Here is a 26,805-nt window from a genome sequence, read left to right as displayed (position 1 = left end):
GGCCAGCCAGCGGGTCGCCGCGATCGACACCGCCAAGCAGCCGACCAGCGGCGCGTGGATGGGCAAGAGCGTTTCCGGGACGCTCGGCGTCCCGCTGCGCGAGTCGGCGTTCGAGTTCACCGTGTACCGGTTGGCCTGCAGCACCGGGGACGTGCTGGCGGCCAAGCCGGGCGACCGGCAGTGCCTGGCCACCGTCGGGGTGCACAACCTCACCGCGAGCGAGCAGACCTGGCACGGCCAGTTGCAGCGCGCGTACCTGGCGGGCGGCAACTGGGTGGCCGCCGACGAGGACGCCACCCGGATGGCCAACCTCGGTCAGGACGTGTTCGCCCGGCCGGTGGCCGCCGGCAGCCGGGTGCTCCTGCCGCTGGTCTTCACCCTGCACGGCAGCGACTCGCCGAAGCAGTTGGAGCTGCGCAGCGGGGTCTTCTCCGCCGGGGTGCGGGTGGACGTGGCCTGACCGGGGGCCGGGCGGCGGTCGTACCCTGGGGTCCGTGACCGCCGCCCTCGCCCCCGCCCTCGACACGGCCGACTGGCAGGCCCGGCGTCGGGCTCACGAGGAGCGCGTCGACGCCTGGCTGGCGCCGCACCTGGCCCGGCGTCGGTCCGGGGTGAAGCACCCGGTGGAGGACTTCCTCTTCACCTACTACTCGCACCGTCCCGCCCAGCTGCGCCGCTGGCACCCCGGGGCGGGAGTGGTGCTGCGCGACGCGGACCCGGCCGAGTTCGGCCCCGACTACCGCGCCACCACCGCCGGGCTCACGCTCGACACCGACCGGGTACGCGGTCGCCGCGCCGAGTCGGTCACCTGGATCCGTACGCTGCTCGCGGCGACCGCCGGCCGCCCGGCCCACTTCGGCTGCTTCGGCATGCACGAGTGGGCGATGGTCTACCGGCAGACCCAGGACGAGGTACGGCACAACGCCTGGCCGTTGCGGCTCAGCCCGGCGGCCACCGCCGCGGTGGTCGAGGAGCGGGGCGTGCGGTGCAGCCACTTCGACGCGTTCCGGTTCTTCACCCCGCCGGCCCGGCCGCTGAACCTGCTGACCCCGACCCGGGAGAGCCAGCACGCGCTGGAGCAGCCGGGCTGCCTGCACGCCAACATGGATCTCTACAAGTGGGCGTACAAGCTCTGTCCGCTGGTGCCGTCGGAGCTGGTGGCGGACTGTTTCGCGCTGGCCCGGGAGATCCGCGCGCTGGACATGCGGGCCAGCCCGTACGACCTGGCCGGCCTGGGGTACCCGCCGGTGCGGGTGGAGACGCCGGAGGGCCGGGCCGAGTACGCCGCCGCCCAGCGCGGCTTCGCCGAGCGGGCCGCCGTGCTGCGGTCCCGGCTGCTGGTCGCGCTGGACGGCTCGGCGCCGGCCGGTGACCCCGCCTGACGCCCCATGCCTGGGTGATCGGGCTCAGCCCTCCGGATGTCCCCGGTGCCGCGCCCACTCCGGGGCGAGGATCGACATGACGCTGGCGTCCACCCAGTCGTCACCGTCGCGGAGCACCTGGCGCAGCGTCCCCTCGGCGACGAAGCCGACCTTCTCGTAGACCCGGCGGGCGCGCGGGTTGAACGCGAACACCTCCAACGCGACGCGGTGCAGGCCGAGCTCCTCGAAGCCGTAGCCGACGACGAGCCGGGCAGCTTCGGTGCCCAGGCCCCGGCCCCGCCCGGCCGGGCCGATCAGGGTCCGGAAGTTGCAGGCCGCGTTGTGGCTGTCCCACTGGTTGAGGACCACCTCGCCGACGCACTCCCCGGTCGCCCGGTCCACCACGGCCAGGTCGAGCCGGTCGGTCTGGGCGCTGCGGCTGCCGTACCAGTCGCGGAGCCGGTCCGGGTCGAGCCGGTCGTCCGGCGGGCTGCCGGTCAGTCGGATCACCTCGGGGTCGGCCAGGATCGTCTGGAAGACGACGGCGTCGTCGGCGGTGAGCGGACGCAGCACCACCCGCTCGCCGGTGAGCGTGGGCTTGATCGAGAAGTCGTTCGGCACCCGGCGGATTGTCCGGGCCGCGCGGCTCGGGCCGCAATCCCTTTCCGGGTACGCCCGGGTCAGTCCCCGTCCACCCGGCGGTCGCGCTTGCGCTGGGACTGGCGCTTCTTCTCGGCGAGCCGGCGTTCCTTCGCGGCGCGGGACGGCCGGGTCGGGCGGCGCGGCTTCGCCGGTGGCGCGACCGCCGCCCGCAGCAGGGCGGCCATCCGCTCGCGGGCCGCCTCCCGGTTGGCCAACTGGGCCCGGTGCTCGCTGGCGGCCACGGTCAGCACGCCGTCGACCAGTCGGCCGGCGAGCCGGTCGAGGGCCCGGGCGCGCAGCGGTTCGGGCAGGCTGGGCGAGCCGGCCAGGTCGAAGCTGAGCTCCACCCGCGAGTCGGTGGTGTTGACCCCCTGCCCGCCCGGGCCGGACGAGCGGGAGAACCGCTCCCGCAGCTCGGCGGCGGGGACCAGGAGCCGGTCGGTCACCCGCAGTCCGTCGTCCACGTCCCGAGGCTAACGCCCCGACCGGGGGCTCGGGGTGGCGGTCACGGTGGGGGTGGGCGCCGGATCGGCCCGCTCGTGGTCGGAGCCGGCCGCCGCGTACGCGGCAGCGCCGAACAGCAGCAGGGCGATGACGCCGACCTTGACGAACACCGCGCGGATCGCCACCCAGGCGTTCCGCCGGGCGCCGGGGACGCTGCTCCGGATGGTCCGGTAGTCCGTCCAGCCGCGCTTCGCGCGGGCGTAGGCCGCGCCCACACCGGCGCCGATGACCAGGCCCACCAGGAGGAGGGCCGCGATGACAGCTTGCTCCACCCACGCCAGTATCCATACTCACCGTAATATTTCCATGGCCCAATGCTCCCATGCCGGATATCCGACACTTCACCCCGTCCGGTCGGATGGTCCGGTAAGGCTTCCGCAGGTCATCGGCCGTACGGCGCGGTCAGCCGCCCCGGCCGATGATGGTGTCGGCGGTCTGCTGGACCTGGTCGATCGGGATGGCGAAGCCGATGCCGATGGACCCGCTGCCGTCGATGGTGGCGATGGCCGTGTTCACCCCGACCACCTCGCCCCGCGCGTTGACCAGCGGCCCACCCGAGTTGCCCGGGTTGATGGAGGCGTCGGTCTGCACCGCGGCGTGCCGGCCGTTGCCGATGCGTACCTGCCGGTTGAGCGCGCTGACGATACCGGCGGTCACCGTGCCGGCCAGGCCGAGCGGCGAGCCGACCGCCAGCACCGGCTCCCCCACCCGGGTGGAGTTCGGCTTGGCCAACGGCAGCGGCGGCAGCCCGGCCGACGCCGGCACCTTGAGCACCGCCAGGTCGCTGCTGGATTCCCGCCCCACCACCTCGGCGGTGAACCGGCGGCCGTCCGCGGTCTCCACGGTCACCGGTCCGGAGCCGCCCCGGGCCAGGATGTGGTCGTTGGTGACGATGTGCTGCTCGTTGTCGATGGCGAAGCCGGAACCGGTGGCGGACGCGCCCGAGGTGCCGCCGACCATCACCGAGACCACCCCGGGCACCGTCTTCTCGGCGGCGGTGGTCAGCTCCGCCGGCACCGGCGCGGCGGACGCCGCCGCCGGTCCGGGCGCTTCCCGGCCGGCCACCCAACTGCCGGCCGCCGCCCCGGAAACGGTGGAGAGGGCGACCACCGCCAGCGCGGCCAGCATCCGGCCGCGCCAGCCCCGCCCGCTCCGGCCCCGCTCCGACCCGGGTACGGCCCAGCGTCCGCGCCCGTCCGGGTCCAGCTCCGGCGAGACGAACCACGGTCCGCGCGGCTCGCCGAGTCCGGTCTGCACTGCCATACCTGGCTCCTCACGTGTCGTGCCGTCCTGCCGTTGCCGGTACCGCGGTTCAGGGCAGCCGGGAGAACCACCGCAGTGATCCGGCGGCCGCGCCCATGGCGAAGACCAGTCCCAGGCCGATGAAGCGGGCGGAGATGTCCTGCCGTTCCTTCCGGTAGCCGACCGACGTGCCGATGTCCTCGTAGACGGCACGCAGCTCGGCGCTGCTGGTGGCCTCGTGGAAGCCGCCCCCGGTCTCCTCGGCCACCGCCTTGAGCGTCTGGCCGTCGACCGGCACCTGGATCGCCCGCCCGCCCCGGTCGACGAAGCCGGACGGCGTGCCGAACGAGATGGCGTGCACCGGAACCTTGGCCGCGACGGCCTGCGCCGCGGCCTCCATCGGATCCATCCCGGAGGTGTTCGCCCCGTCGGAGAGGATGATGATCCGGGCCGGCGGCGGATCCTTGGCGGCCTTGGCGTCCAGGCTCTTCACCGCGCCGAGGGAGGTGCTGATCGCCTCCCCGATGGCGGTGCCCTGGACGCCGGTGACGCCTTCGGCCAGGCGGCCGATCCCCTCGTGCAGCGCGTCCCGGTCGGTGCCGGGCGGCACCAGCACGGCCGCGCTGCCGGCGAAGGCCACGAGCCCCACGTTGAACTCGTCCGGCAGGACGTCGACGAACCGACGGGCGGCCCCCTTGGCGGCGGTCAGCCGGTCCGGGTCGACGTCGCCGGCGAGCATCGAGGTGGAGACGTCCACCGCCACCATCACGGTGGCCCGTTCCCGGGGCACCTTCACCTCGGCGCTCGGTCGGGCGAACCCGACCACGAGCAACGCGAGCATGGCGAGGAAGAGGCCCGCCGGCACGTGCCGGCGCCAGGCCGGCCGCTGCGGTGCGACCCGGTCCAGCAGGCGCAGGTTGGTGAAGCGGACGGCGTACCGGCTCTGCCGGCGCTGCATCGCCAGGTAGCCGACCACGAGCGCGGCCACCCCGAGCAGCAGCCAGAGCCGGCCGGCCGATTGCCAGGTCATGCGGTACCTCCCCGGGCTGCGGCCGGGGCGGCGGCCAGCCGGCGCTGGGCGTGCACGTGACGCACGATGTCGGCGCTCCAGTCCCGATCGGTCCGCAGCGCCAGATGCGTGGCGCCGGACCGGCGCAGCGCCTGGCGTACCTGGTCGCGCTGGGCGGCGGCGGCCGCCGCGTACCGCTCGCGCAGGGCGCGGTCCCCGGTCCACACCTCGCGGCGCCGCCCGGTCTCCGGATCGACCAGGGTGATCAGGCCGACGTCCGGCAGTTCGAGTTCACGCGGGTCGATCACCTCGACGGCGAGCACCTGGTGCCGGACGGCGAGCCGGCGCAGCACGGCCTCCCAGGGCGCGGCGGCGTCGGGATCGTCGGGGAGCCCGTCGAGGAAGTCGGAGACGACCACCACCAGCCCCCGCCGGGTCGCCATCCGCTGCACGCCGGCCAGCCCGTCGGCCAGCGTCGGCGGAGGGCCGCCGCGCGGCGCCGAACTGGCGCTGCCGCCACGGGGGGCGGACAGCAGCGTGCGCAGCAGGCCGAGCAGGTGGATGCGTCCGCTCCGGGCCGGGAACCGGCGTACGCCGTCCGGGGCGAGCACCTGCCCGCCGAGCCGGTTGCCGACGCCTGCGGTGAGGAACCCGACCGCCGCCACGGCGGCCACCGCCAGTTCGCGTTTGTCCAGTGTGGCCGTGCCGTACTCCATGCTGGGGCTGGCGTCGACCGCCAGCCAGGTGGTCAGCTCCCGGTCGGCGTCCACCTCGCGCACGTGCGGGACGGTGGTCCGGGCGGTGACCGCCCAGTCCATCCGGCGCACCTCGTCCTCGCCGGGCCGGTACTCCCGGCTCCCGGCCACCTCGCTGCCCGGCCCGGGCAGCAGGCCCCGGTACTGGCCGTGCAGCAGCCCGTCGAGCCGCCGGGTGACAGTCAGCTCCAGCCGACGCAGTCGCTGATCGGGGGTGAGGTCCCCCAGGGTCGGCTCGGACAGGACAGGTGCCGCCCGGCGCCTCATGCCGCCGCCAGGTCGGGCGCCGCCTCCGGCTGGCCGTGGAGGACCCGGGGTGGCGGCACCGCCTCGATCAACCGGTGGATCAGCGCCTCGGCGGAGACCCCGTCGGCCACCGCGTCGAAGGAGAGCACCAGCCGGTGGGCGAGCACGTCGACGGCCAGGTCGCGGATGTCCTCCGGCAGCACGTACTCGCGGCCCCGGATCAGCGCCTGGGCGCGGGCGGCGGCGACCAGGCCGAGGGTGGCCCGGGGGCTCGCCCCGTACGCCAGCAGCGACGCGATCTCGGGCAGCCCGAACCGGCCCGGGTCACGGGTGGCGAGGATGAGCCGGACGACGTACTCGGCGAGCGCGTGGTGGACGAAGACCTGGCCGGCCTGGCGCTGGAGATCGCGCAGGCGGGCCGGGTCGAGCACCGGTCGCGGCGTCGGCCGGTCGGCGCTCATCCGGTAGAGAATGGCCAACTCGTCGGCCTCGGTCGGGTAGTCGACCACGACCTTCATGAGGAACCGGTCACGCTGCGCCTCGGGGAGCTGATAGACGCCCTCGGACTCGATCGGATTCTGGGTCGCCAGCACCAGGAACGGGTCGGGCACCGGCCAGCTCCGGCCGCCGATGGAGACCTGGCGCTCGGCCATCGCCTCCAGCAGCGCCGACTGCACCTTCGCCGGGGCCCGGTTGATCTCGTCGGCGAGCACGAGGTTCGCCATGACCGGGCCCAGCTCGACGTCGAAGCTCTCGGTCGAGGCCCGGTAGATCCGGGTGCCGACGATGTCCGAGGGGACCAGGTCGGGGGTGAACTGGATCCGGGAGAAGGTGCCGCCGACGACGGTGGCGAGGGTCTGCGCGGCCAGCGTCTTCGCCACCCCGGGCACGCCCTCCAGCAGGCAGTGCCCGTTGGCGACGAGCGCGATGAGCAGGCGTTCGACAAGGCGATCCTGCCCGACGATCACGCGTTTGACCTCGAAGAGGGTCTGCTCCAGCTGCCCACCGATCGCCTCGGCGTCGATCGGGCTGGGCATGCTGGTCAGGGTGTCCGAGATGTCCGTCACGGTGCTTGCTTCCCGTGGCGCTGGTCGGACAAACGTCGGATTATCAGCACCTTGGTGACCCATCCCGGGCGGGACGGGGACGACCGTGCCGGCCGGGCCGCAACGGCGCGGGCGGTACGCGGGCACGCAGGTCCACCCAGACGTGCGCCGGCCGCCGCCTCGGCGGGGGCCACAGCTCACCGGCATCCGCCCAGGACGTTCGGCCGGTACGGTGACGGCCGTGAGCGACGCGCTGCGCGACGGCCGGGCGGCCCGGATCCTGACGATGGTCTGCTGGCTGGCCGTGCTGCCGGCGGCGGCCTGGGCCGTGCTCCGGCTGGCCGGGCTGGAGCGGGGCCCACTGGTGCAGGCGGTCGCCTTCACCCCGTACGTCGCCGCCGGGTCCCTGGTCCCGCTGGTGCTCGCGGTCGTTCTGCGCCGCTGGGCGCCGGCGGTGCTCGCGGCGGTCACCATCCTGGCGCTGGTCGGCGTCGTCGCGCCGCGCGCGGTCGCCGCCGGGCAGCCGGCGGTCGGTGGCCCCACCCTGCGGCTGCTCACCGCCAACCTGCTGCTGGGCGGCGCCGATCCGGCCGCGCTGGTCGCCCTGGTCCGGGCGCAGCGAGTCGACGTGCTGGCCGTGCAGGAATTCACCCCGGGCATCGCCGCCGAGCTGGACCGGCTCGGGCTGGCCACGCTGCTGCCGTACCGGGCGCTCGATCCGGAGCCCGGCGCGAGCGGGTCGGGGCTCTACGCGCGCTTCCCGCTCGGCGCGGTCGGGGTCCGCCGCAACCAGGGCTTCGCCTTCCTGCAGTCGTACGGCACCCTGGCGGTGCCGGGCGCGCCAGCCCTGCGGGTGGAGTCGGCGCACCCGGCCTCCCCGTACGCCGTCCGCGTGGTGCCGGACTGGTGGACCGACCTGCGGGCGCAGCCGCCCGCCACCCCGCACGGGCCGTTGAGCGTGCTCGCCGGCGACTTCAACGCCACCCTCGACCACACGCCGCTACGCGACCTGATCGCCACCGGCTACGTCGACGCGGCGGACGCGGCCGGCGCGGGGCTCGCCGGCACCTGGGGCCCGTACGACGGCGACCGGATTCCGCCGGTCACCATCGACCACGTACTGGCCGACCGGCGCATCGCGGTACGGGCGGTCGAGGTGCACCCGCTGCCGGGCAGCGACCACCGCGCGGTCCTCGCGGAGCTCCGCCTGCCCGCTGGGTGAGGTGTTAACCGGGGCCCCCTTCTCTACCGGAGGCGTTAACAGGGGGCCCCTCCTTACACCCGGGCCCGGTCCAGGCCGTAGGTGAGGGCGTCGGTGAGGGCGTGCCAGGACGCCTCGACCACGTTCGGGTGCACGCCGACCGTGGTCCAGTCGCGGCCGGCGCCGGCGGTCTCCACCAGCACCCGGGTCACCGCGCCGGTGCCGTGGCTGCCCTCCAGGATGCGGACCTTGTAGTCGGCCAGCTCGAAGTCGCGCAGCTCCGGGTAGTGCCGGGCCAGCGCCGTCCGCAGCGCCTCGTCCAGGGCGTTGACCGGGCCGTTCCCCTCGGCGGTCGCGATCACCCGCTCGCCGCGTACCCGGATCTTCACGGTGGCCTCGGAGACCACCGCGCCGTCCTCGCGGTGCTCGACCAGCACCCGGTACGACTCCAGGGTGAACGGGCGCGGCGCGGCCCGGCCCGGCAGCTCGGCGCGGACCAGCAGCTCGAACGACGCGTCGGCGGCCTCGAACGACCAGCCACCGGCCTCCAGTTCCTTGACCCGGTTGGTGACCGTGGCGAGCGCCTCCGGATGGCCGGCCAGGTCCAGACCGAGCTCGCGGCTCTTGAGCTCGATGCTGGCCCGGCCGGCCATCTCGGTCACCAGGATCCGCATGTCGTTGCCCACCACCGACGGGTCCACGTGGTTGTAGAGCAACGGGTCGACCTTGATCGCGCTCGCGTGCAGTCCCGCCTTGTGGGCGAAGGCCGCGGCCCCGACGTACGCCTGGTGGGTGTCGGGGGCGATGTTGGCGATCTCGGCGATGGCGTGCGAGACCCGCACCATCTGTTCCAGGCAGCCCGCCGGCAGGACGGGCAGCCCGAGCTTGAGCTGGAGGTTGGCGACGACGGCGAAGATGTCGGCGTTGCCGGGGCGCTCGCCGTACCCGTTGGCGGTGCCCTGGAAGTGCCGGACGCCGGCCTCGACGGCGGCGATGGTGTTGGCGACCGCGCAGGCGGTGTCGTTCTGGCAGTGGATGCCGAGCAGCTCCGGCGCCACGCCGGTACGCGCGGTGACGTCGGCGATGGCGGCGGTGACCTGGGACGGCAGCATGCCGCCGTTGGTGTCGCAGAGCACAAACCGCTCGGCCCCGGCGCCCAGCGCGGTCTCCAGCACCGCCGCGGTGTACGCCGGGTCGTACCGGTAGCCGTCGAAGAAGTGCTCCCCGTCGACGAAGACCCGCCGCCCCTGCCCGACCAGGTGGGTCACCGTGTCGCGGATCATCGCGAGGTTCTCCTCGGCGGTGGTCCGCAACGCCCGCTCGACGTGCCGCAGGTCCGCCTTGGCGACCAGCGCCACGGCCGGCGTCTCGGCGTCGAGCAGCCCGCGCACCTGCGGGTCGGCCCCGACCGCCACCCCGGCCTTGCGGGTGGCCCCGAAGGCGACCAGGATCGCGTGCCTCAGGTTCAGTTCGGTGCGGGCGCGCCGGAAGAACTCGGTGTCCTTCGGCACCGCGCCCGGCCAGCCGCCCTCGATGAAGCCGACCCCGAGGTCGTCGAGCAGGCGGGCCACCGCCAGCTTGTCGACCACCGAGTAGCTGAGCCCCTCGCGCTGCGCACCATCGCGCAGCGTCGTGTCGTACACCTGGAACGTCATGGGAGTCCTCTTCTCGAACCTGGGGGAGCAACAAAAAGACCCCCCGCGGATGCGGGAGGTCTGCGCGCTCGGCGAGGGGGAAGCCGGCGCGCTAGCTGTCAATAATCAGGACGGAGCTGGTCACGGTCCGTACTCTGCCACCCCGATCCTGGTTCTGGGAGGAAAAATCCACATGTCGGGACGATGACGCAGGGTGGCCATAGCCGACGGCCGGCCGAGCCGGGGCGGAACCTGCCGCTGGTGATCGACTTCACAAGTCATCCGGCCGCTCAGCCGCGCAAACCCGGCTACGGAAGTATCTGGAACCGATCCAGTTACCGGCCTCGTGCCGCTGACCAGCCGCTGTCAAGGAGAACCTGTGCTCACTGTCGGTGACCACTTCCCGGAGTACGAACTCACCGCCTGCGTGTCGCTGGACGCCGACCAGGCGTTCGAGACGATCAACCACAAGTCCCACGAGGGCAAGTGGCGGGTGGTCTTCTTCTGGCCGAAGGACTTCACCTTCATCTGCCCCACCGAGATCGCCGAGTTCGGCCGGCTCAACGCGGAGTTCGCCGACCGGGACGCCCAGGTCCTCGGCGTCTCCGTCGACAACGAGTTCGTCCACTACGCCTGGCGCAAGGACCACCCGGACCTGCGCGAGCTGCCCTTCCCGATGCTCAGTGACATCAAGCGCGAGCTGACCGCGGCCTGCGGCGTGCTCGGCGAGGACGGCGTCGCCCAGCGGGCCACCTTCATCGTCGACCCGAACAACGAGATCCAGTTCGTCATGGTCACCGCCGGCTCGGTCGGCCGGAACGTCTCCGAGGTGCTGCGGGTGCTGGACGCGCTGCAGACCGACGAGCTCTGCCCGTGCAACTGGAACAAGGGCGGCGCCACCCTGGACGCCAACGCGCTGCTCGCTGGCGCCGGGGCCTGACCGTGGGTCTGGACGCGGTCAAGGCGGCGCTGCCCGAGTACGCGAAGGACATCAAGCTCAACCTCGGCTCGACCGTCGGCACCTCGACGCTGAAGCCGGAGCAGGCCTGGGGCACCGCGCTGGCCTGCGCGGTCGCCGCGCGTAACCCGGTGGTGCTGCGGGAGGTGGCCGCCGAGGCGGCCGGCCACCTCACCCCGGAGGCGATCGAGGCGGCCAAGGGCGCGGCCACGATCATGGCGATGAACAACGTCTACTACCGGGCCAAGCACCTGATCGGCGACGAGCAGTACGCCTCGATGCCGGCCCGGCTGCGGATGCAGATCATCGCCCGGCCGGGCGTGGACAAGGGCGACTTCGAGCTGTGGTGCCTCGCCGTCTCGGCCATCACCGGCTGCGGCGTCTGCCTGGAGTCGCACGAGAAGACCCTGCGGGCCGCCGGATTCACCCGCGAGCAGGTGCACGAGGGGCTGCGGATCGCGGCCGTCGTGCACGCCGCTGCGGTGGCGCTGGACGCGGAGGCCGCGCTGACCTGAGTCACGGGTGTATCGATCTCCGTACCCGGGTAGCAAAGGGTTCGACAGGCACATCCCCCGAGAAAGTCGAGAAAGGGAGTGGACGCTGTGGAGCGGCTCGACCCTCGAACGACCCACGGGACGCCGGACCCGCTGACCCAGGGTGGTCAGGGCGCCTTCGCGGGCGACGCGCCCGCCGGGCGTTTCGATCCGTGGAGCTACCGGGACGAGGCCGGGATCACCGGCATCGACCTGGTCGGCTACAAGGTGGAGGCGACGGACGGCGGTATCGGCAAGGTGGACCGGGCCAGCCACGAGGTGAACTCCAGTTACCTCGTGGTGGACACCGGGCCGTGGATCTTCGGTAAGAAGGTCATGCTGCCGGCCGGCACCGTCAACCACGTCGACCACGACGAGCGGAAGGTCTACGTCGACCGGAGCAAGGACCAGATCAAGGCCGCGCCCGAGTACGACGAGAGCACCGACACGGATCCGGCGTACCGGGAGAAGCTCGGCGGGTACTACGACGACACCTACTCGTCGATCCCGCCGGGTACCGCCCGGTAACGGAGACACCTGCGCAGGCGGCCGGCGGGGCATCGAGGTGCCCCGCCGGCCGTTACCGTGTCAGGGGTGGAAGCAACTGACACCCCTCACCGGCACCCCTTCCCCGCGCTGTTCAACTTCCGCGATGTCGGCGGTCTGACCGGCCACGACGGACTCCGGGTCCGGACCGGCCGGCTCTACCGCTCCGACTCGCTGCACCGGATCACCGAGACCGACCAGGCGGCGTTCACCGCCCTCGGCATCCGCACCGTCATCGACCTGCGCCGCCCTAGCGAGGTGACCCGCGACGGCCGGGTGCCGGCGTACGACGGGCTCACCTACCGGCACATCCATCCCGAGCACGAGAACTGGGCCAAGGTCCCGTACGACCCGGAGGAGAGCCTTCCCCGCTGGCTCGCCGACCGGTACGTGGGCCTGGCCCGGACCGGCACCGCCGGCCTGGCCGAGGCGGTCGGGCTCATCGCGGACAGCGCCAACGCGCCGGTGGTGGTGCACTGCGTCGCCGGCAAGGACCGCACCGGCGTCGTGTGCGCGCTCACCCTCGCGGTGCTCGGCGTGGCCGACGCCGACATCGCCGCCGACTACGCGCTGAGCACCGAGGCGTCCGAGCGGTTCAGCGCCTGGGTGGCCGCCACGCTGCCCGAGGCCGAGGAGCCGCCCCGCCCCTACCTCGCCTCCCCCGCCGAGGCGATGACGCTCTTCCTCGACGAACTGCGCGTGGGGTACGGCTCGGTCGAGGGCTACCTCCGCCACACCGGGATCACCGACGCGCAACTCGACGCGCTGCGGGCGCACCTGCTGGACCAGGTGCACTGACCGGGAAGCTTGGTCAATCGCTGTCACCTCACGGTTGCGCCTGCTTCGGCAAGGTGAGAACTTCGGCCCCGTCGTTGGTGATGGCGATCGTGTGCTCACTGTGCGCTGTCCGGCAGCCTGTCGCGCTTCGGAGTGTCCAGCCATCGGCATCGGTGACGAGCTGGGCGGTGTCCGCCATGACCCATGGCTCCAGTGCCAGCAACAGCCCAGGGCGCAGCCGGTAGCCGCGGCCGGGCCGCCCCGTGTTCGGGACGTGGGGGTCCTGGTGCATCGTCGATCCGACGCCATGACCGCCAAACTCGGTGTTGATCGGATATCCCGCCTCGCTGAGCACCGAGCCGATGGCGTGGGAGATGTCACCGATGCGAGCCCCTGGTCCGGCCGCGGCAATCCCTGCGCTCAACGCGCGCTCGGTCGCGCTGATCATCGCAACGCTCTCCGGGGGGTTCGAGCCGCCCACGATGAAGCTGATGGCGGAGTCAGCGACAACTCCGCCTCTGGAGACGGCGAGGTCGAGCGTCAGCAGGTCGCCGTCGGCAAGCGCGTAGTCGTACGGCAGTCCGTGGAGCACGGCGTCGTTGACTGACGTGCAGATGTAGTGGCCGAACGGCCCACGCCCGAAGGACGGCTCGTAGTCGACGTAACAGGAAAGCGCTCCGGCCTCGGTGATCATGGACTGGGCCCAGAGGTTGATGTCCAGGAGGTTCGTGCCCACCCCGCAGCGACTCCTCAGCGTCTGCAGTATGCCAGCGACCAGGGCACCCGCCTCCCTGGCTCGGGGCAGTTCGGTGGGGTTCAGGATCTCGATCATGCGGCGCCTTACCCGTTCAGCCAATAAGTATCCCGGCCATGTTATCCCGGTACTAGAATCGGAGCCATGGTCAGGTTGCCGCTCACTCCCGCAGAGGTCGAACGCGGACAGCGCCTCGGCGCCCTCCTGCGTCGAGCCAGGGGGGAGCGTTCGATGCTCGGCACCGCGCTGGACGCAGGTGTCTCGCCGGAGACTCTTCGGAAGATCGAGTCCGGTCGTGTAGCCACCCCTGCCTTCTCGACCATCGCTGCGATCGCCGACGTCCTCGGCCTTTCCCTCGATGCGGTGTGGTCGGAGATCAACCGGTCGGACGGCGGGGTCGAACTCGCAAGATCAGGTCGCACCGCGGGTGAGCGGTTGGCCTCGTAACCTAGACCAGCTCGACCAGCGGGAAGGCCCGGTTCCGCCGGGGCGGGACCAGGAAGTTCTGCCGGCGGGTGCAGGTCAGGAAGCGTTCCAGGCCGTTGTCCTGCTCGGCCACCCGGTGTCTGCGGGCCAGGTCCACCGCGGCCTGGCTGCGCCGCATCCCGGCGAAGAAGTCGGCGGTCGGCACGAACACGCTGAAGTGCAGCTTGGGCTGGCTGCTGCCGTCCGGCACGTCCAGCGCGTCGAAGCCCGGGCCGTCCACGCGCAGGTGCATCGGGGTGCCGTCCGGGGCGCGCGAGGTGCGCTGGAGGGTGGAGAGGTGACCCATCCGCCGCTCGCCCCGGGGCAGGCCGATGCCCCGCGCGGTGCGCTCCGCGTAATCCGGCCCCCGGTTCTCGGCCGGCAGGAAGGACGGCCCGCCGCCGTCGGTGAGCTGGTCGGCGTTGCCGGGATGCACCGGGGGCGCGTGGAACATGTACTGCACCCGCTTGGTGAAGTTGCCGTTCTCGCTGGGCGGGGTGTCCGCGGCGGCCATGTCGTAGAACTGCAGCATGTCGAGGATGACGTGGGACAGGTGCTGGACGCCGCCGTTGTCGAGGTAGTCGCCGGGCCGGGCGGTGGTGAGCCGGGCCGAGGCGTTGCCGGCGAAGGTGCAGATGGCCGGCGGGCCCGAGGCGTTGGCCTGCTGGTCGGAGAAGCCCATCCACATCGGGGAGTCGGGCTGGATGAACCGGGCGTACGGCAGGTGGTTCTGCTCGGCGACCGACCGGGGCAGGCCGACCTGGGTGAACATGTGCCGGCTGGAGGTGACGGTCAGCAGCCCGGCGAAGGCCGGGGACGGCGTCGGCCGGCCGGCCAGGGTGCCGCTGCCGTCGAACCAGGCGAGCACCTCCTGGATCACCGCCGCCCGGTCGCTGCGGAACGTGAAGAGCAGATCGTTCTGCTCGATCCGGACCGGCACGGTGAACCGCTTCTTGGTGACCCCCGGGTTGTCCGGGTGCACGTCCGTCGGCGCCGGCTCGGCCTCCTCCAGCACCGAACGCGTCGGGTCGGCGAGCAGCTTCGGCAGGTGCGCGCCGACCAGGTCGCCGGTGAGGCCACCGGGCAGCCGGCGGAAGTACGGCAGCCCGTACGACACGAAGGTCATCAGGCCGGCCGCGCCGAACGGGTACCGGGACTCCAGCGCGGCCAGCACCCGGGCCAGCTCGCGCTGGTCGTCGCGGTTGGGTGTACGGCCCAGCGCGGCGGTGAGGTAGACGGTGTGCACCGGCGGCATGACGAACGGGCCGCCGGTCGGCGAGGTCTGCTCCGGCGCGCTGTACCGGGCCACGTCGAACTGGATGTCGGGCAGCTCGGCTCCCCCGTCCGGCGCGGCGGGACGGGCCGGGGTGCGGGCGTTCGCCGAGCAGGCCGCCAGCGCCGACGCGGCCATGGCCAGGGCACCACCGGCCAGCATGGTGCGCCGGCTGAGGCGTGGTTCGCCGTCCATCGGCTCAGCTCGACCGGCCGAGCGCGGCGCGCAGCGCAGAGCCCAACTCCTCGTCGCCCGGGGCGGTCAACCGCGCCGTCTGACCGGTGTCGCCCACGAAGCCCTCCCGCGCGCCGCCGTTGCGGGTCGGGGTGACCAGCACCTCGTCGCCGTCCTGCTCGACGTCGACGTGCACGGTGCCCTTGGCGTAGGTGGCCCAGGAGCGCAGACCCAACGCGGCGAGAACCGGGGCGAACGGCGACGGCCCGTACCGCAGGTCCGGGGTGGGGACCCCACTGCGCGAGGCGTCCAGCATGTGGCGTACCGCCGCTCCCAACTCCTTGTCGCCGGCGTCGGCGTCGAGGAGGTCGAAGACCCCGTTGGCGATCCACAGGCCGTCGGTGGTGAGCGAGGAGGAGTGCGCGACGTACCGACCTCTGCGCAGGTCCAGTCCAGCGGTTCTCATCGGATTTGCGGCGTGGAAACCCGGCCGTTCAGGGCCGGGAGGAAACGCCGCCCCCTCCCTTCCAGTGAATGTCTTACGTGGACGGTAATTGTGAGGCGTGGCCTGTCGAGAGGGGGACGTCCCAGGGTACCCGTGGGACGTCCCCCGCCGGGCTACCGCATCACGATGACCCGGACGGTCACGCCCTTCTGGGCGCCGTACTGGACTATCTGGTTGAGCGCGTTCTGCTGGGCGGCGGTGGCCCCACGGGGCACCACCACCTCGAGCTCCCGGGCCGCGACCTGGCCGGGCCGGATGGTGACGCCGTCGAACCTGACCGGGTTGCTCTTGGCGAAGCCGGCGGCCTTGTCCACGTAGCCCTTGAGCCGGCTGGTCAGATTCGCCGCGGACTGGTACGTCTTGGCGCCCAGGTCGACGCTCTTGATGCTGGTCGCGGTGCCGTTGGCGAACCGGTCGATGGTCGGGAAGCTGCGCGGCAGGTTGCCGCCGAGCTTCGCCTCGATGGCCAGTCCCCGTTCGAACTGGCCGAGCTTCCACACCGAGCTGCCGGCCTTGAGCCACGCCCCGGCCCCGCCGGTGAGGCCGCCGATCGCGGCGCCGGCGGCGAAGTCCTTGAGGGCGTCGCCCCAGCTGTACTTGCGCCCGGTCAGCGCCGCGATGCCGGCCCCGATGCCCACCGAGGAGGCGCCGCCGACCAGCGCCCCGATGACGATCGCCACGCAGATCGGGCAGTCGCCGTTGGGGTCGGAGAGGTTGACCGGGTCGTTGAGGGCGTAGCCGTAGAGGTTGGCGCTGCCGCCACCGAAGCCGGCCGGGTCCTGGCTGAGGAAGCGGCCCGTCTCCGGGCTGTACCAGCGGGCCCGGTGGTATTGCAGGCCGGTGTCGGCGTCACGCTCGCGGCCGGTGAACTGCTGGGTGTTGCCCCTGGCCGCGCCGCTGGCGGTGACCGCGCCGAACGGGTCGTAGGCGTACTGGGTGGTGAGCGTGCCGGTGGCGTCGGCCAGGCCGAGCACGCTGCCCAGCGCGTCGGTGATCGGCACCCGGGCGCCGTCCGCGTCGGTGCGGACCAGGGTCTGGTCGAGGCCGGCGGTGAGCCGGTCGGCGAAGCTCGCGCCGGCCTGCTCGCGGATCAGGTTCGGTCCGTCGTAGAGGAACCCGGTGGTGGTGCCGCCGGCGGTACGGCTGGCCAGCCGCCCGGCGGCGTCGTAGCCGTACGTCGCGGCCAGGCCCGGTCCGGTCACCCCGGCCAGCTCGCCCCGGGCGTTCCAGGTGTAGCCGAGCACCCCGTCGCCGGTGAGGTTGCCCTCGTCGTCGTAGCTGAACGTCCGGTCGCCCCGGGTGGTCAGCCGGTTGGCGGCGTCGTAGCTGGCCGGCGGCCCGGTGCTGGGGATGGTGACGTGGGCGAGGCTGCCGGACAGGTCCGCCACCCGCCCGGCCGCGTCGTACGCGTAGCCGAGGTTGCCGATGGGCACCCCGCCGCCGCTCTCGTACGACATCCCGGTGAGCTGGGAGGCGGCGTCGTACGCGTACCGGGTGATCACGCCGGCCTGCTCGACCCGGTCGGTGCGCCCGGCCGCGTCCCGGTGCCAGGTGGCGGTGGTGCCGCCCTGGGTGATCCGCTCGATCAGCCCGCTCGGGTCGTATTCGTACGAGATGGCGGGCTGCCCCGGCACGGTCATTCCGGCCCGCCGGCCGGCGGCGTCGTAGCTGTAGCCGATCGTGCCGGCGGGGCTGGTCACGCTGGTCACCTGGTCGAGGTCGTTCCAGGCGAGGCTGATCACCCCGCCGGCCGAGTCGTCGATGGTGGTGAGCCGGTCCAGGGTGTCGTAGCCGAACCGCTTGGTGCTCTCGTAGTTCGGGCCGGCCGTGGCGCCGTACCCGACGAAGGTGGTCCGGCCGAGCGCGTCGTACTCGGTGACCGTGGTCTTCCCGCGCCGGTCGGTGGCGGAGACCACCCGGCCGAGCAGGTCGTACGTCTGGGTGGCCGGCTTGCCGAGCGGGTCGGTGGCGGTCACCGGCCGGTCCGAGCTGTCGTACGCGACGGTGGTGCTGTTGCCGCGCGGGTCGGTGACCTTCGTCAGGTTGCCGTTGCCGTCGTACTCGAAGGTGGTGCTGCGGCCCAGGCCGTCGGTGCTGCTGACGATCTGGTTGTCCGGGTCGTAGCGGACCTGCTCCAGCACGCCCTGGGCGTCGGTCACCGCGACCGGCCGGCCGACCGCGTCCACGAAGCTGCGGGTGGTCCGGCCGAGCGGGTCGGTCACCGCGACCAGGTCACCCTGGTCGTAGGTGTAGTGGGTGGTGTTGCCGAGCGGGTCGGTGGACGAGGTGACCTGTCCGGCGCCGTTGTAGGTGTACCGGCGGGTCCGGCCGGCGGCGTCGGTGGCGGACACCAGGTTGCCGGCGTCGTCGTACTCCATCCGGGTGGTCCGGCCCTGGTCGTCGGTGACCGAGGTGAGCTGCCGGTACGGCCCGCCGGAGGTGACCGTGGCGGACTGGGCGGCGGCCGAGCCGGCGAGCGTGGTGACCGTGTTCAGGTCGCCGTTCGGGCCGTACCCGATGCTGGTGCGCCGGCCGTACGGGTCGACCAGCGCGGTGGGCAGGTGGGTGGCGGGGTCGCGGGTGGTGGTGGAGGTCCGGGCCTGCGCGGTGCCGGCGGCGGTGGTCTCCGCGACCACCCGGCGGTCACCGTCGAAGCTGGTCTCCCGGACGCTGCCGTCCGGCTCGGTGACCGCGGTCTTCACCACCTTGCCGGCCGCGTCGGTGGTGTAGGCGAACCCGTAGTTGGCCCCGCCGGGCATGGTCTGGCTGGCGACCCGCCCGTTGGCGTCGTAGGTGTTGGTCAGGTAGGTGATGCCGCGGGCGTCGGTGACCGTGGTCATCCGGTGCGCGCTGTCGTAGGTGTAGGTGGTGGTCCGGCCGCCGGGCGAGGTGACCGAGGTGAGCCGGCCGGAGGTGTCGTAGCCGTACTGGACGGCCCGGCCGGCGTTGTCCTCCGCGCGGGTGACCCGGCCGCTGGTGTAGGCGAGCTTGATCCAGCGCCCGTTCGGGGAGGTGATCTGGGTGATGTCGCCGGACTGTCCACCGCTGGACCGGGTCAGGGTGATCTGGTTGCCGTGCCGGTCCCGGATCGCCTGCAACGGCGCGTTCTCGCCGAAGACGTAGGTCATGCCGTCGGTGCGGAGCAGGTCCCAGCCGTTGCCGTTCCAGCTCATCACCGAGTCCCGGAACGGGCCGGTGGTGTTCACCGCCTTGAAGACCGCGTCGGTCCAGCCGGTGCCGGGGCTGGTCCGGACGAGGTGGACCTTCCCGCTGTCCGGCAGCACCAGGTCGGCCTGGACGTACTGCTGCTCCGAGTAGATGAAGATGCCGTAGCCGAAGTTGGCCCCGATGCCGAACTCGCGGGAGATGGTGTCGTTCTGCCGGTAGGTACGGGTGATCGAGATCGGCAGCACGTCGTTGACCACGAGGTCGGTGTGCTCGTCGACGAAGAGCCCGCTGGCCAGGTCGACCGGGTCGCCGCCGGAGTCGCCGTCCTCGCCCGGCCCGGAGCCGGCCGGGCGCTTGCCGCTGCCGTTGAACATGGCGCCGGTGAACTCCCAGACCCGTACGTCCGGGTCGGGCACGATCTGCCGGCCGTCCGGGCTGACCGTGCCGTGGCCGTAGATGTACCAGCCGGCTTCCGCGCCGGTCACCGCGCAGACCGCGGGCGCCCGCACCGCCTTGGCGGGCTTGCGCGGGTACGACTTCACCGGCGACTTGGTGCACGGCACCCGGCCGGGGTCGTAGTCCCAGAAGTCCAGCCGGCTGCCCGGCGCCAGGCCCTGGGTGTTCGGGTAGATGATCTGCGCGCCCTCGGGCAGGATCACCGAGCCGCCGGGCTGCACGGTGAAGTAGACCGGGGTGCGGACCCCGACCGGCAGCGGGAACGGCGGCTGGTCCACCGGGATCGCGGTGATGGACAGTTCGGTGACCCGCTTGCCGGCCCGGTCCCGGATGACGCTGCCCTTGGGCAGCCGCACCTCGAAGCCGGGGATCGCCGGGGTGGTGATCACCGTCTGCTTCCGCGTCGGGGACGGGATGCGGACGGCGTGCGCGGTGTCCAGCCGGGTCATCCAGATCGGGTACGACAACTCGACCGTCTCGCCGGCCTTTAGGTCCACCCCGGTCTCGAAGCGGCCGAAGGCCCGGCCCGGGCTGCTCGCGGTCGCGCCGTCGATGACCAGCACGTGGTGCCCGGCGGTGAGCCCGGTGAGCAGGAACCGGCCGGTGGCGTCGGTACGGGTGGCGTGCCGGCCGACGGAGAGGGTGACGCCCGGCAGCGGCGTGCCGTTGAGCAGCAGCGCCTGCCCGGCGAGGGCGGTCACCCCCGCCTCGGCCCGCAGCGCCGGCTGGACATGGGCGTACGCGCCGGTGCGGTGGGCCGCCCAGTCCTCGCCCGCCAGGTTGAACCGGTCCGGCGTCCAGGTCTCGGTGGCGTCGGCGGTCTTCGGGCGGGCCGCGGTCTTCGCCTCGGCGTCGGTGGTCGCGCCGGACGTCCCGCCCGCGGCGGCCTTCGGGCTGCTCGCGGTGAGCCCGGCGGGCAGCCGGACCTCGCCGGTCAGGCTGCCGACCAGGGTGGACGACGGGTCGACGAAGACCGTGTACGTGCCCGTGGTGGGCAGGGTGAGCGAGTTGAAGGCGCAGGACGACCCGCAGTACGCGCTGCTCGTCAGGTTGGACCCGTCCGGCTTCCGCACGATCGCCGAGGCGTTGTACGTCCCGTACGTGCCGGCGCTCATCACCACGCTGACCACCTGCCCGGCGGTGCCGGCGAAGGTCATCGCGGCGTTCTGCCCGGGCACGGTGGTGGTCAGGGTGACCGTCGGCCCGCCCGGCGTGGCGCTCGCGGTGGCGTCGGCCGGGACGTCGTGCACCTGGAGGGTGACCGCGCCGGTGTACATGCCGTCCGGGTTCAGGAAGATCGTGTACGTGCCGCTGACCGGCAGGGTGGTGACGTCGAAGAAGCAGGACGCGCCGCAGTAGGCGCTCCCGGTCAGGTTGGACCCGTCCGGCTTCCGCACGATCGCCGAGGCGTTGTAGGTGCCGTAGGTGCCGGCGCTGCCCTGGACGGAGATCCGCTGCCCGGCCGTGCCGGTGAAGGACAGGGTCGCGTTCTGGCCCGGGCCGGTGGTGGTGAGGGTGGCCGGGGGGCCGCCGACGCTCGCGGTCGCCGTGGCGTCCGCCGGCACGTCGTAGACCCGCAGGTTGACCGACCCGGTGTACATCCCGTCCGGGTTCAGGAACATGGTGTACGTGCCGCTCACCGGCAGCGTCGTCGTGTCGAAGAAGCAGGACGCCCCGCAGTACGCGCTCCCGGTCAGGTTCGACCCGTCCGGCTTCCGGACGATCAGCGATGCGTTGTACGTCCCGTACGTGCCGCCGGTGCCCTGCACCACGATCCGCTGCCCGGCGGTGCCGCTGAACGTCAACGTCGCGTTCTGCCCCGGCGCCGTGGTGCCCAGCGCGACCGCGTCCCCACCGACGCTCGCGGTCGCCATGGCGTCCGCCGGCACGTCGTAGACCCGCAGGGTCACCGAGCCGGTGGCGACGGCGTCCGGGTTGAGGAAGATGGTGTACGTGCCGGTCACCGGCAGCGTGGTGGTGTCGAAGAAGCAGGACGCCCCGCAGTACGCGCTGCCGGTCAGGTTCGACCCGTCCGGCTTCCGCACGACCGCCGAGGCGTTGTACGTCCCGTACGTGCCGCCGGTGCCCTGCACCACGATCCGCTGGTTGGCGGTGCCCGGGAAGGAGAGCACGGCGTTCTGGCCCGGCACGGTGGTGGTCAGTATGACCCCGCTGCCGCCCGGGGTGGCGCTCGCGGTGGCGTCGGCGGGCACGTCGTACACCCGGACGGTGAGCGAGCCGGTGTAGGTGCCCGACGGGTCGACGAAGACGGTGTACGTCCCGGTCACCGGCAGCACCATGGCGTCGAAGAGGCAGGACGCCCCGCAGTACGCGCTGCCGGTCAGGTTCGACCCGTCCGGCTTCCGCACGATCGCCGAGGCGTTGTACGTCCCGTAGGTGCCGCCGGTGCCCTGGACGAGGACCCGCTGCCCGGCCGTGCCGGGGAAGGACACCGCACCGTTCTGGCCGGGGACGGTGGTGGTGAGGGTGACCGGGTCACCGCCCGGCGTGGTGTTCACCGTGGCGTCCACCGGCACGTCGATGACCTGCACGGTGAGGCTGCCGACCGCCGCCGCGACCGGGTCCACGAGCACGGTGTAGGTCCCGGCCGTGGCCAGCGACACCGAGCTGAACGAGCAGCTGGTGGCGCAGGACGAGGTGCTGGTGACGGTGCTGCCGTTGGGGGCGCGCAGGGTCACGGCCGCGTTGCCGCCCGCGTAGGAGCCCGCCGACATGGTGACGGTGACGATCTGGCCGGCGTTGCCGGGGAACGACACCACGCCGTTCTGGCCGGGCACGGTGGTGGTCACGGTGACCGCCGCCCCGTTGGGGGTGGTGGCGGCCGTCCGGTCGGCCGGCACGTCGTACACCCGGACGGTGAGCGCCCCGACAGCGGTGACCTTCGGGTCGACCAGCACGGTGTAGGTGCCGTCGGCCGGCAGCGCGGTGGTGTCGAGGAAGCAGGACGTGCCGCAGGAGCTGCTCGACACCAGCGCCGTGCCGTCCGGCTTCCGCAGCGTCACCACCGCCTCGGTGCTGCCGTACGTGCCGCCGGAGAGCTGCACCGCGAGCCGCTGCCCGGCCGTCCCCGGCACCGACACCACGGCGTTCTGCCCCGGCACCGTCGTGGTCACGGTGACCGCCGCGCCGCCCGGCGTGGTGCTCGCGGTGGCGTCGGCTGGCACGTCGTGCACCTTGACGGTGAGGCTGCCGACCACCGTGCCCTTCGGGTCGACCAGCACGGTGTACGTGCCGTCCACCGGCAGCACCGTCGCGTCCAGGAAGCAGGAGGCCCCGCACGAGGTGTTGGTCAGGATCGTGCTGCCGTCCGGCTTCCGCAGCGTCACCGTCGCCTCGGTGCTGCCGTACGTGCCGGCGGAGAGCTGCACCGCCACCCGCTGCCCAGCCGTCGCCGGGAAGGACACCACCGCGTTCTGCCCGGGCACGGTGGTGGTCACGGTGACCGCGGCGCCGCCGGGCGTGGTGTTGGCGACCGCGTCGTTCGGCACGTCGTAGACCTGGCCGGTGATCGAGCCGAGGATCGTGCCGCTCGGGTTCACCAGGACGGTGTAGGTGCCGGTGACCGGCAGCACGACCGCGTTGAACGAGCAGCTCGTGCCGCAGTAGCTCTGGCTGGCGATGGTCGAGCCGTCCGGCGCACGCAGCGTCGCGGAGGCGTTGTAGGTGCCGAAGGTGCCGTTGGCCAGGATGACCGAGACCGACTGCCCGGCGGTGCCCGCGAAGGCGACCACCGCGTTCTGGCCGGGCACGGTGGTGGTGACGGTGACCTGCGCGCCGCCCGGCGTGGTGCTGGCCGTGGCGTCCGCCGGCACGTCGAACACCTGCGTGGTGACCTCACCGACGACGGTGGCGTCCGGGTTCAGGAAGATGGTGTACGTGCCGTCGACCGGCAGCACCACCGCGTCGAAGAAGCACGACGACCCGCAGTACGCGCTGCCGGTCAGGTTGGTGCCGTCCGGCTTCCGGATCACCGCCGAGGCGTTGTACGTGCCGTACGTGCCACCGGACATCTGCACCGAGACGCGCTGCCCGGCGGTGCCGGCGAACGAGATCGCCGCGTTCTGCCCCGGCGCGGTGGTGCCCAGGGTGACGGCCGCACCGCCGGGGGTGGCGGTCACGGTCGCGTCCGGCGGCACCACGTAGACCTGCGCGGAGACCTGGCCGACGCTCACCCCGTCGGAGTTGAGGTAGATGGTGTACGTGCCGTCGACCGGCAGCACCATGGCGTCGAAGAAGCACGAGCTGCCGCAGTACGCGCTGCCGGTCAGGTTGGTGCCGTCCGGCTTCCGGATCACCGCCGAGGCGTTGTACGTGCCGTACGTGCCACCGGTCAGCTGCACCGAGATCCGCTGCCCGGCCGTGCCCGGGAAGGAGACGACCCCGCTCTGCCCCACGGTGGTGGCGACGGTGACCGCACCGGAGCCGGGGGTGGTGCTGGCGGTCGCGTCGGCCGGCACGTCGTAGACCCGGGCGCTCACCGAGCCGACGTAGCTGGTGTCCGGGTTGACCAGGATGGTGTACGTCCCGTCGACCGGCAGGACGGTGGTGTCGAAGAGGCAGGAGCCGCCGCAGTAGGCGCTGCCGGTCAGGTTGGTGCCGTCCGGCTTCCGGATCACCGCCGAGGCGTTGTACGTGCCGTACGTGCCGTCGGTCAACTGCACCAGCACCCGCTGCCCGGCGGTGCCGGCGAAGGAGATGACGCTGTTCTGGCCGGGAACCGTGGTGGTGGCGGTGACCTTGTCCCCGCCGGCCGTCGCGGTGGCGGTGGCGTCGACCGGCACGTCGTACACCTGGACGGTGATCGCGCCGGTGGTGGTGGACTGCGGGTCGACGAAGAGCGTGTACGTGCCGTCGACCGGCAGCACGGTGGTGTCGAGGAAGCAGCCGGTGCCGCAGGAGCCGTTGGCGACGACGGTGCCGCCGCCGGGCCGGCGCAGCGACACCGCCGCGTTGTAGGTGCCGTACGTGCCGCCGCTCAGCTTCACCGAGACCCGCTGCCCGGTGCTGCCGGGGAAGGTGACCGCCGCGTTCTGGCCGGCCACGGTGGTGGTCACGGTGACCGGGCCGCCGCCCGGGGTGGTGACCGCCGCCGCGTCGGCCGGAACCTCCCGGACGGTGGCGGTGACCGAGCCGGTGGCCGCGCTCGCCGCGGCCAGCAGCAGCGTGTACGTGCCGGCGGTGCGGGCCTTGACCGTGTCGATGAAGCCGGTGGCGCCGACGCACCCGGAGGACGCCGCGGTCCGTCCGAACGGGTCGAGCACCTTCGCGGTGGAGATGCCGCAGGAGCCGAAGGTGCCGTCGGCCAGCTGCACGCTCGCCTGCTGCCCCTCGGCCAGGTCGAAGACGACCAGGGCGACGTCACCGGCGCTCGGGATGGCCACCGACTTCGCCTCGCCGAGCGCGACCCGGGAGGTGTGCACCACGTCGGCGACCGTGTACGGGGCGGGCGCGACGAACACGTCGGCCGCGCTGTCGCCGCTGCCGTACCGGGTGCGGACGCCGATCCGGCCGGATGCCGCGCCGGCGGGCACCTGCACGGTGAGGCTGCCGGCGGCGACGGCGGAGGTGGCGGCCCGGGTGCGGTTCAGCGTGACGGCGTTGTCCGCGGCGGCGGGGGCGAACCCGGTGCCGGTGACGGTGACCGTGCCGCCGGGCTGGACGACGTTCGGGGAGATGGCGGTGATGGTCGGCGCGGACTCGTCCGGGCCGGCGACCACGAACGACTGCGGGCTGGTCGCGCTGGCGCCGCCGACCTGGACGGTGATCAGGCCGGTGGTCGCCCCGGCCGGCACCCGGGTGACCAGGCTGTGCCCGGTGGCGGCGGTGACCGGGGCCGGTACGCCGTTGAACTCGACGGTGTTCTCCGCGGGCACGTCGGAGAAGCAGCCGCCCTGGAGGGTCACCTCGGCGCCGACGGCCGCCCGGGTGGGCACCACCGACAGCAGGGCGAGCGCCGGGCTGCCGTCGTTGGTGACCGAGGTGATGTTGCCGGCCGGGTCGTACCCGTACCGGGCCGTCCGGCCGGCCTGGTCCCGAACCCCGGCGAGCTGCCCGGCGGCGTCGTACGCGTAGCCCACCACGGAGTCGCAGGACACCGAGGCCGGGACGAGGTCCGGCAGGTCCGCCCGGACCGCGAAGGCCAGGAGCATGACGAGTGCGGCGAGGGTCGCGGTGAACCGCAGTCGGGCACCGGCCCAGACCCTCGATCGGATGGTGCGACGGCCGAGCGGACCGGACATGCTGACTCCCCCACAGACGCAACTACTGCGCTGCAAGGTAGGCGACGTCGATCCATGGGCATAGATACCCAGGGGCAGCGTCCGGCGCCGAACCTCCATCACTCACCGTGATCAGGCTCGCTACCAGGAGAAACAGCCGACACCGCCGGAGGCGGTGTCGGCTATCGGACACTCAATTGTGCAACCCGGTCACCGGGTGCGTTAGGGCAGGTCAGAGCACCCGCCGCACCCAGCCGTGCCGGTCGGCGGACCGGCCGCGCTGGATGTCCACCAGCTGCTGCCGCAGCGCCATGGTGGAGCGCCCCGGCTCGCCGCCGCCGATGAGGAACTCCCCGTCCGGGAAGCGCACCCCGCCGATCGGGGTGATGACGGCGGCGGTGCCGCAGGCGAAGACCTCGCGGAGCCGGCCACTGGCCGCGTCCGCCTGCCAGTCGGCGAAGCTGACCGGCCGCTCCTCGACCCGGTGCCCGGCCTCGGCGGCCAGGGTGAGGATGGCGTCCCGGGTGATGCCGGGCAGGATCGTGCCGGTCAGCGGCGGGGTGACCAGGGTGTTGTCGTCGTAGACGAAGAAGACGTTCATGCCGCCGAGTTCGTCGACGAAGCGCCGCTCCACCGCGTCCAGGAAGACCACCTGGTCACAGCCGGCCTCGATCGCCTCGGCCTGGGCGGCCAGCGAGGCGGCGTAGTTGCCGCCGCACTTGGCCGCGCCCGTGCCACCGGGTGCCGCCCGCGTGTAGTCCGGGGAGACCCAGACCGTCACCGGCTTGACCCCACCCGCGAAGTACGCCCCGGCCGGCGAGGCGATCACGCAGTAGAGGTACTCGTTGGCCGGGCGGACGCCGAGGAACACCTCGCTGGCGAACATGAACGGCCGCAGGTAGAGGCTGGAGTCCTCCTGGTCGGGGATCCAGTCCTGGTCGATCTCGACCAACCGGTGCAGCGACTCGACGAAGGTCTCCGCCGGCAGCTCCGGCATCGCCAGCCGCTGGGCGGAGGCCGCGAAGCGGGCGGCGTTCGCCTCCGGGCGGAACATGGTCACCGCCCCGTCCCCGGTCCGGTACGCCTTCAGCCCCTCGAAGATCTCCTGCGCGTAGTGCAGGACCGCGGCGGCCGGGTCCATCGGGATCGGCGCGCGGGCCTCCACCCGGGCGTCGTACCAGCCCTTGCCGTCGGCGTACCGGATCGTCACCATGTGGTCGGTGAACACCCGGCCGAACCCGGGGTTCGCCAGCAGGGCGGCCCGGTCGGCGGCGGATACCGGCGCGGGATTCGGACGGATCTCGAAATCGAGCTTGT

At 72.8% G+C, this 26,805-nt stretch carries 20 protein-coding genes and 1 pseudogene; 8 read left to right on the top strand and 13 right to left on the bottom strand.

Translation table 11 applies throughout. The features are described from left to right. Together ONA70_RS19035 and ONA70_RS19030 are read left to right on the top strand one after the other, a co-directional pair. Nucleotides 1-460: pseudogene (locus ONA70_RS19035) on the top strand (hypothetical protein); the annotation flags it as partial. Nucleotides 461-494: 34 nt separating this feature from the next. Further along, nucleotides 495-1,382 (top strand): 3-methyladenine DNA glycosylase, encoded by an 888-nt coding sequence (locus tag ONA70_RS19030; protein ID WP_265007794.1) that lies wholly within the window; start codon nucleotides 495-497, stop codon nucleotides 1,380-1,382. A 24-nt stretch (nucleotides 1,383-1,406) separates the two neighbouring features. On the opposite strand, the gene ONA70_RS19025 is transcribed toward ONA70_RS19030, so the two are convergent. The 7 genes from ONA70_RS19025 to ONA70_RS18995 all read right to left on the bottom strand — a co-directional run bounded on the left by ONA70_RS19025 (nucleotide 1,407) and on the right by ONA70_RS18995 (nucleotide 6,826). After that, the gene (locus ONA70_RS19025; protein WP_265007793.1) at nucleotides 1,407-1,982 is read right to left on the bottom strand and encodes a GNAT family N-acetyltransferase; all 576 of its coding nucleotides are present in this window, start codon (nucleotides 1,980-1,982) and stop codon (nucleotides 1,407-1,409) included. Nucleotides 1,983-2,041: 59 nt separating this feature from the next. Further along, a complete protein-coding gene (gene arfB / locus ONA70_RS19020; protein WP_265007792.1) occupies nucleotides 2,042-2,467 on the bottom strand; it encodes an alternative ribosome rescue aminoacyl-tRNA hydrolase ArfB in 426 nt (141 codons plus the stop codon). A gap of 9 nt (nucleotides 2,468-2,476) precedes the next feature. Next, the gene (locus ONA70_RS19015) at nucleotides 2,477-2,779 is read right to left on the bottom strand and encodes a hypothetical protein (protein ID WP_265007791.1); all 303 of its coding nucleotides are present in this window, start codon (nucleotides 2,777-2,779) and stop codon (nucleotides 2,477-2,479) included. Between the two features lie 130 nt (nucleotides 2,780-2,909). After that, on the bottom strand, nucleotides 2,910-3,770 hold the full coding sequence (locus ONA70_RS19010) for a S1C family serine protease (RefSeq protein ID WP_265007790.1): 861 nt from the start codon (nucleotides 3,768-3,770) through the stop codon (nucleotides 2,910-2,912). 49 nt (nucleotides 3,771-3,819) lie between these two features. Then, nucleotides 3,820-4,779, bottom strand: a complete 960-nt coding sequence (locus tag ONA70_RS19005; protein WP_265007789.1) for a VWA domain-containing protein — start codon at nucleotides 4,777-4,779, stop codon at nucleotides 3,820-3,822. Next, a complete protein-coding gene (locus ONA70_RS19000; protein WP_265007788.1) occupies nucleotides 4,776-5,780 on the bottom strand; it encodes a DUF58 domain-containing protein in 1,005 nt (334 codons plus the stop codon). Before ONA70_RS19000 ends, ONA70_RS19005 begins: the two co-directional genes overlap by 4 nt. Continuing rightward, nucleotides 5,777-6,826: an AAA family ATPase gene (locus tag ONA70_RS18995; protein ID WP_265007787.1), complete on the bottom strand. Its 1,050-nt coding sequence runs from the start codon at nucleotides 6,824-6,826 to the stop codon at nucleotides 5,777-5,779. The genes ONA70_RS19000 and ONA70_RS18995 overlap by 4 nt, the downstream gene beginning before the upstream one ends. 265 nt (nucleotides 6,827-7,091) lie before the next feature. Between ONA70_RS18995 and ONA70_RS18990 the strand changes: the two genes are divergently transcribed. Then, a complete protein-coding gene (locus tag ONA70_RS18990) occupies nucleotides 7,092-8,027 on the top strand; it encodes an endonuclease/exonuclease/phosphatase family protein (RefSeq protein WP_265007796.1) in 936 nt (311 codons plus the stop codon). Between the two features lie 53 nt (nucleotides 8,028-8,080). On the opposite strand, the gene cimA is transcribed toward ONA70_RS18990, so the two are convergent. Then, nucleotides 8,081-9,661, bottom strand: coding sequence for a citramalate synthase (cimA, locus tag ONA70_RS18985; protein WP_265007786.1), 1,581 nt, complete (start codon nucleotides 9,659-9,661; stop codon nucleotides 8,081-8,083). 358 nt (nucleotides 9,662-10,019) lie between these two features. On the opposite strand from cimA, the gene ONA70_RS18980 reads away from it, so the two are divergent. From ONA70_RS18980 to ONA70_RS18965, 4 genes are all read left to right on the top strand, one after another. Continuing rightward, nucleotides 10,020-10,580 (top strand): peroxiredoxin, encoded by a 561-nt coding sequence (locus ONA70_RS18980; protein ID WP_265007785.1) that lies wholly within the window; start codon nucleotides 10,020-10,022, stop codon nucleotides 10,578-10,580. Between the two features lie 2 nt (nucleotides 10,581-10,582). Further along, complete coding sequence (locus tag ONA70_RS18975) at nucleotides 10,583-11,113, top strand: carboxymuconolactone decarboxylase family protein (RefSeq protein WP_265007784.1); 531 nt, start codon at nucleotides 10,583-10,585, stop codon at nucleotides 11,111-11,113. 87 nt (nucleotides 11,114-11,200) lie between these two features. Then, on the top strand, nucleotides 11,201-11,659 hold the full coding sequence (locus ONA70_RS18970) for a PRC-barrel domain-containing protein (protein ID WP_406601215.1): 459 nt from the start codon (nucleotides 11,201-11,203) through the stop codon (nucleotides 11,657-11,659). A 66-nt stretch (nucleotides 11,660-11,725) separates the two neighbouring features. Further along, a complete protein-coding gene (locus ONA70_RS18965; RefSeq protein WP_265007783.1) occupies nucleotides 11,726-12,475 on the top strand; it encodes a tyrosine-protein phosphatase in 750 nt (249 codons plus the stop codon). Nucleotides 12,476-12,503: 28 nt separating this feature from the next. Here ONA70_RS18965 and map read toward each other — a convergent pair whose 3' ends face one another. Continuing rightward, nucleotides 12,504-13,286 (bottom strand): type I methionyl aminopeptidase, encoded by a 783-nt coding sequence (map, locus tag ONA70_RS18960; protein WP_265007782.1) that lies wholly within the window; start codon nucleotides 13,284-13,286, stop codon nucleotides 12,504-12,506. Between the two features lie 66 nt (nucleotides 13,287-13,352). Here map and ONA70_RS18955 point away from each other — a divergent pair, with 66 nt between their 5' ends. Beyond that, entirely contained in the window at nucleotides 13,353-13,655 is a 303-nt protein-coding gene (locus ONA70_RS18955; RefSeq protein ID WP_265007781.1) for a helix-turn-helix transcriptional regulator, read from the top strand. Between the two features lies 1 nt (nucleotide 13,656). On the opposite strand, the gene ONA70_RS18950 is transcribed toward ONA70_RS18955, so the two are convergent. The 4 genes from ONA70_RS18950 to ONA70_RS18935 form a co-directional block, all read right to left on the bottom strand. Next, on the bottom strand, nucleotides 13,657-15,141 hold the full coding sequence (locus ONA70_RS18950; RefSeq protein ID WP_265007780.1) for a DUF7405 family protein: 1,485 nt from the start codon (nucleotides 15,139-15,141) through the stop codon (nucleotides 13,657-13,659). Nucleotides 15,142-15,145: 4 nt separating this feature from the next. After that, nucleotides 15,146-15,586, bottom strand: coding sequence for a hypothetical protein (locus ONA70_RS18945; protein WP_265007779.1), 441 nt, complete (start codon nucleotides 15,584-15,586; stop codon nucleotides 15,146-15,148). 152 nt (nucleotides 15,587-15,738) lie between these two features. After that, nucleotides 15,739-25,509 (bottom strand): RHS repeat-associated core domain-containing protein, encoded by a 9,771-nt coding sequence (locus tag ONA70_RS18940; protein ID WP_265007778.1) that lies wholly within the window; start codon nucleotides 25,507-25,509, stop codon nucleotides 15,739-15,741. 211 nt (nucleotides 25,510-25,720) lie between these two features. Next, nucleotides 25,721-26,805 (bottom strand): branched-chain amino acid aminotransferase (locus ONA70_RS18935; protein WP_265007777.1); only part of this gene is annotated, 1,085 nt, incomplete at its 5' end.

Source organism: Micromonospora yasonensis, assembly GCF_026013475.1.
Lineage (GTDB): Bacteria > Actinomycetota > Actinomycetes > Mycobacteriales > Micromonosporaceae > Micromonospora > Micromonospora yasonensis.
The sequence above is the reverse complement of the archived record's forward strand: the minus strand, read 5'-3'. Positions and strand labels throughout refer to the sequence as shown.

Coding starts and splice junctions, on each gene's coding strand:
- ONA70_RS19010 (WP_265007790.1), bottom strand. CDS start 3,770: ATGGCAGTGCAGACCGGACTCGGCGAGCCGCGCGGACCGTGGTTCGTC.
- ONA70_RS19005 (WP_265007789.1), bottom strand. CDS start 4,779: ATGACCTGGCAATCGGCCGGCCGGCTCTGGCTGCTGCTCGGGGTGGCC.
- ONA70_RS19000 (WP_265007788.1), bottom strand. CDS start 5,780: ATGAGGCGCCGGGCGGCACCTGTCCTGTCCGAGCCGACCCTGGGGGAC.
- ONA70_RS18990 (WP_265007796.1), top strand. CDS start 7,092: ATGGTCTGCTGGCTGGCCGTGCTGCCGGCGGCGGCCTGGGCCGTGCTC.
- cimA (WP_265007786.1), bottom strand. CDS start 9,661: ATGACGTTCCAGGTGTACGACACGACGCTGCGCGATGGTGCGCAGCGC.
- map (WP_265007782.1), bottom strand. CDS start 13,286: ATGATCGAGATCCTGAACCCCACCGAACTGCCCCGAGCCAGGGAGGCG.
- ONA70_RS18955 (WP_265007781.1), top strand. CDS start 13,353: ATGGTCAGGTTGCCGCTCACTCCCGCAGAGGTCGAACGCGGACAGCGC.
- ONA70_RS18950 (WP_265007780.1), bottom strand. CDS start 15,141: ATGGACGGCGAACCACGCCTCAGCCGGCGCACCATGCTGGCCGGTGGT.
- ONA70_RS18945 (WP_265007779.1), bottom strand. CDS start 15,586: ATGAGAACCGCTGGACTGGACCTGCGCAGAGGTCGGTACGTCGCGCAC.
- ONA70_RS18940 (WP_265007778.1), bottom strand. CDS start 25,509: ATGTCCGGTCCGCTCGGCCGTCGCACCATCCGATCGAGGGTCTGGGCC.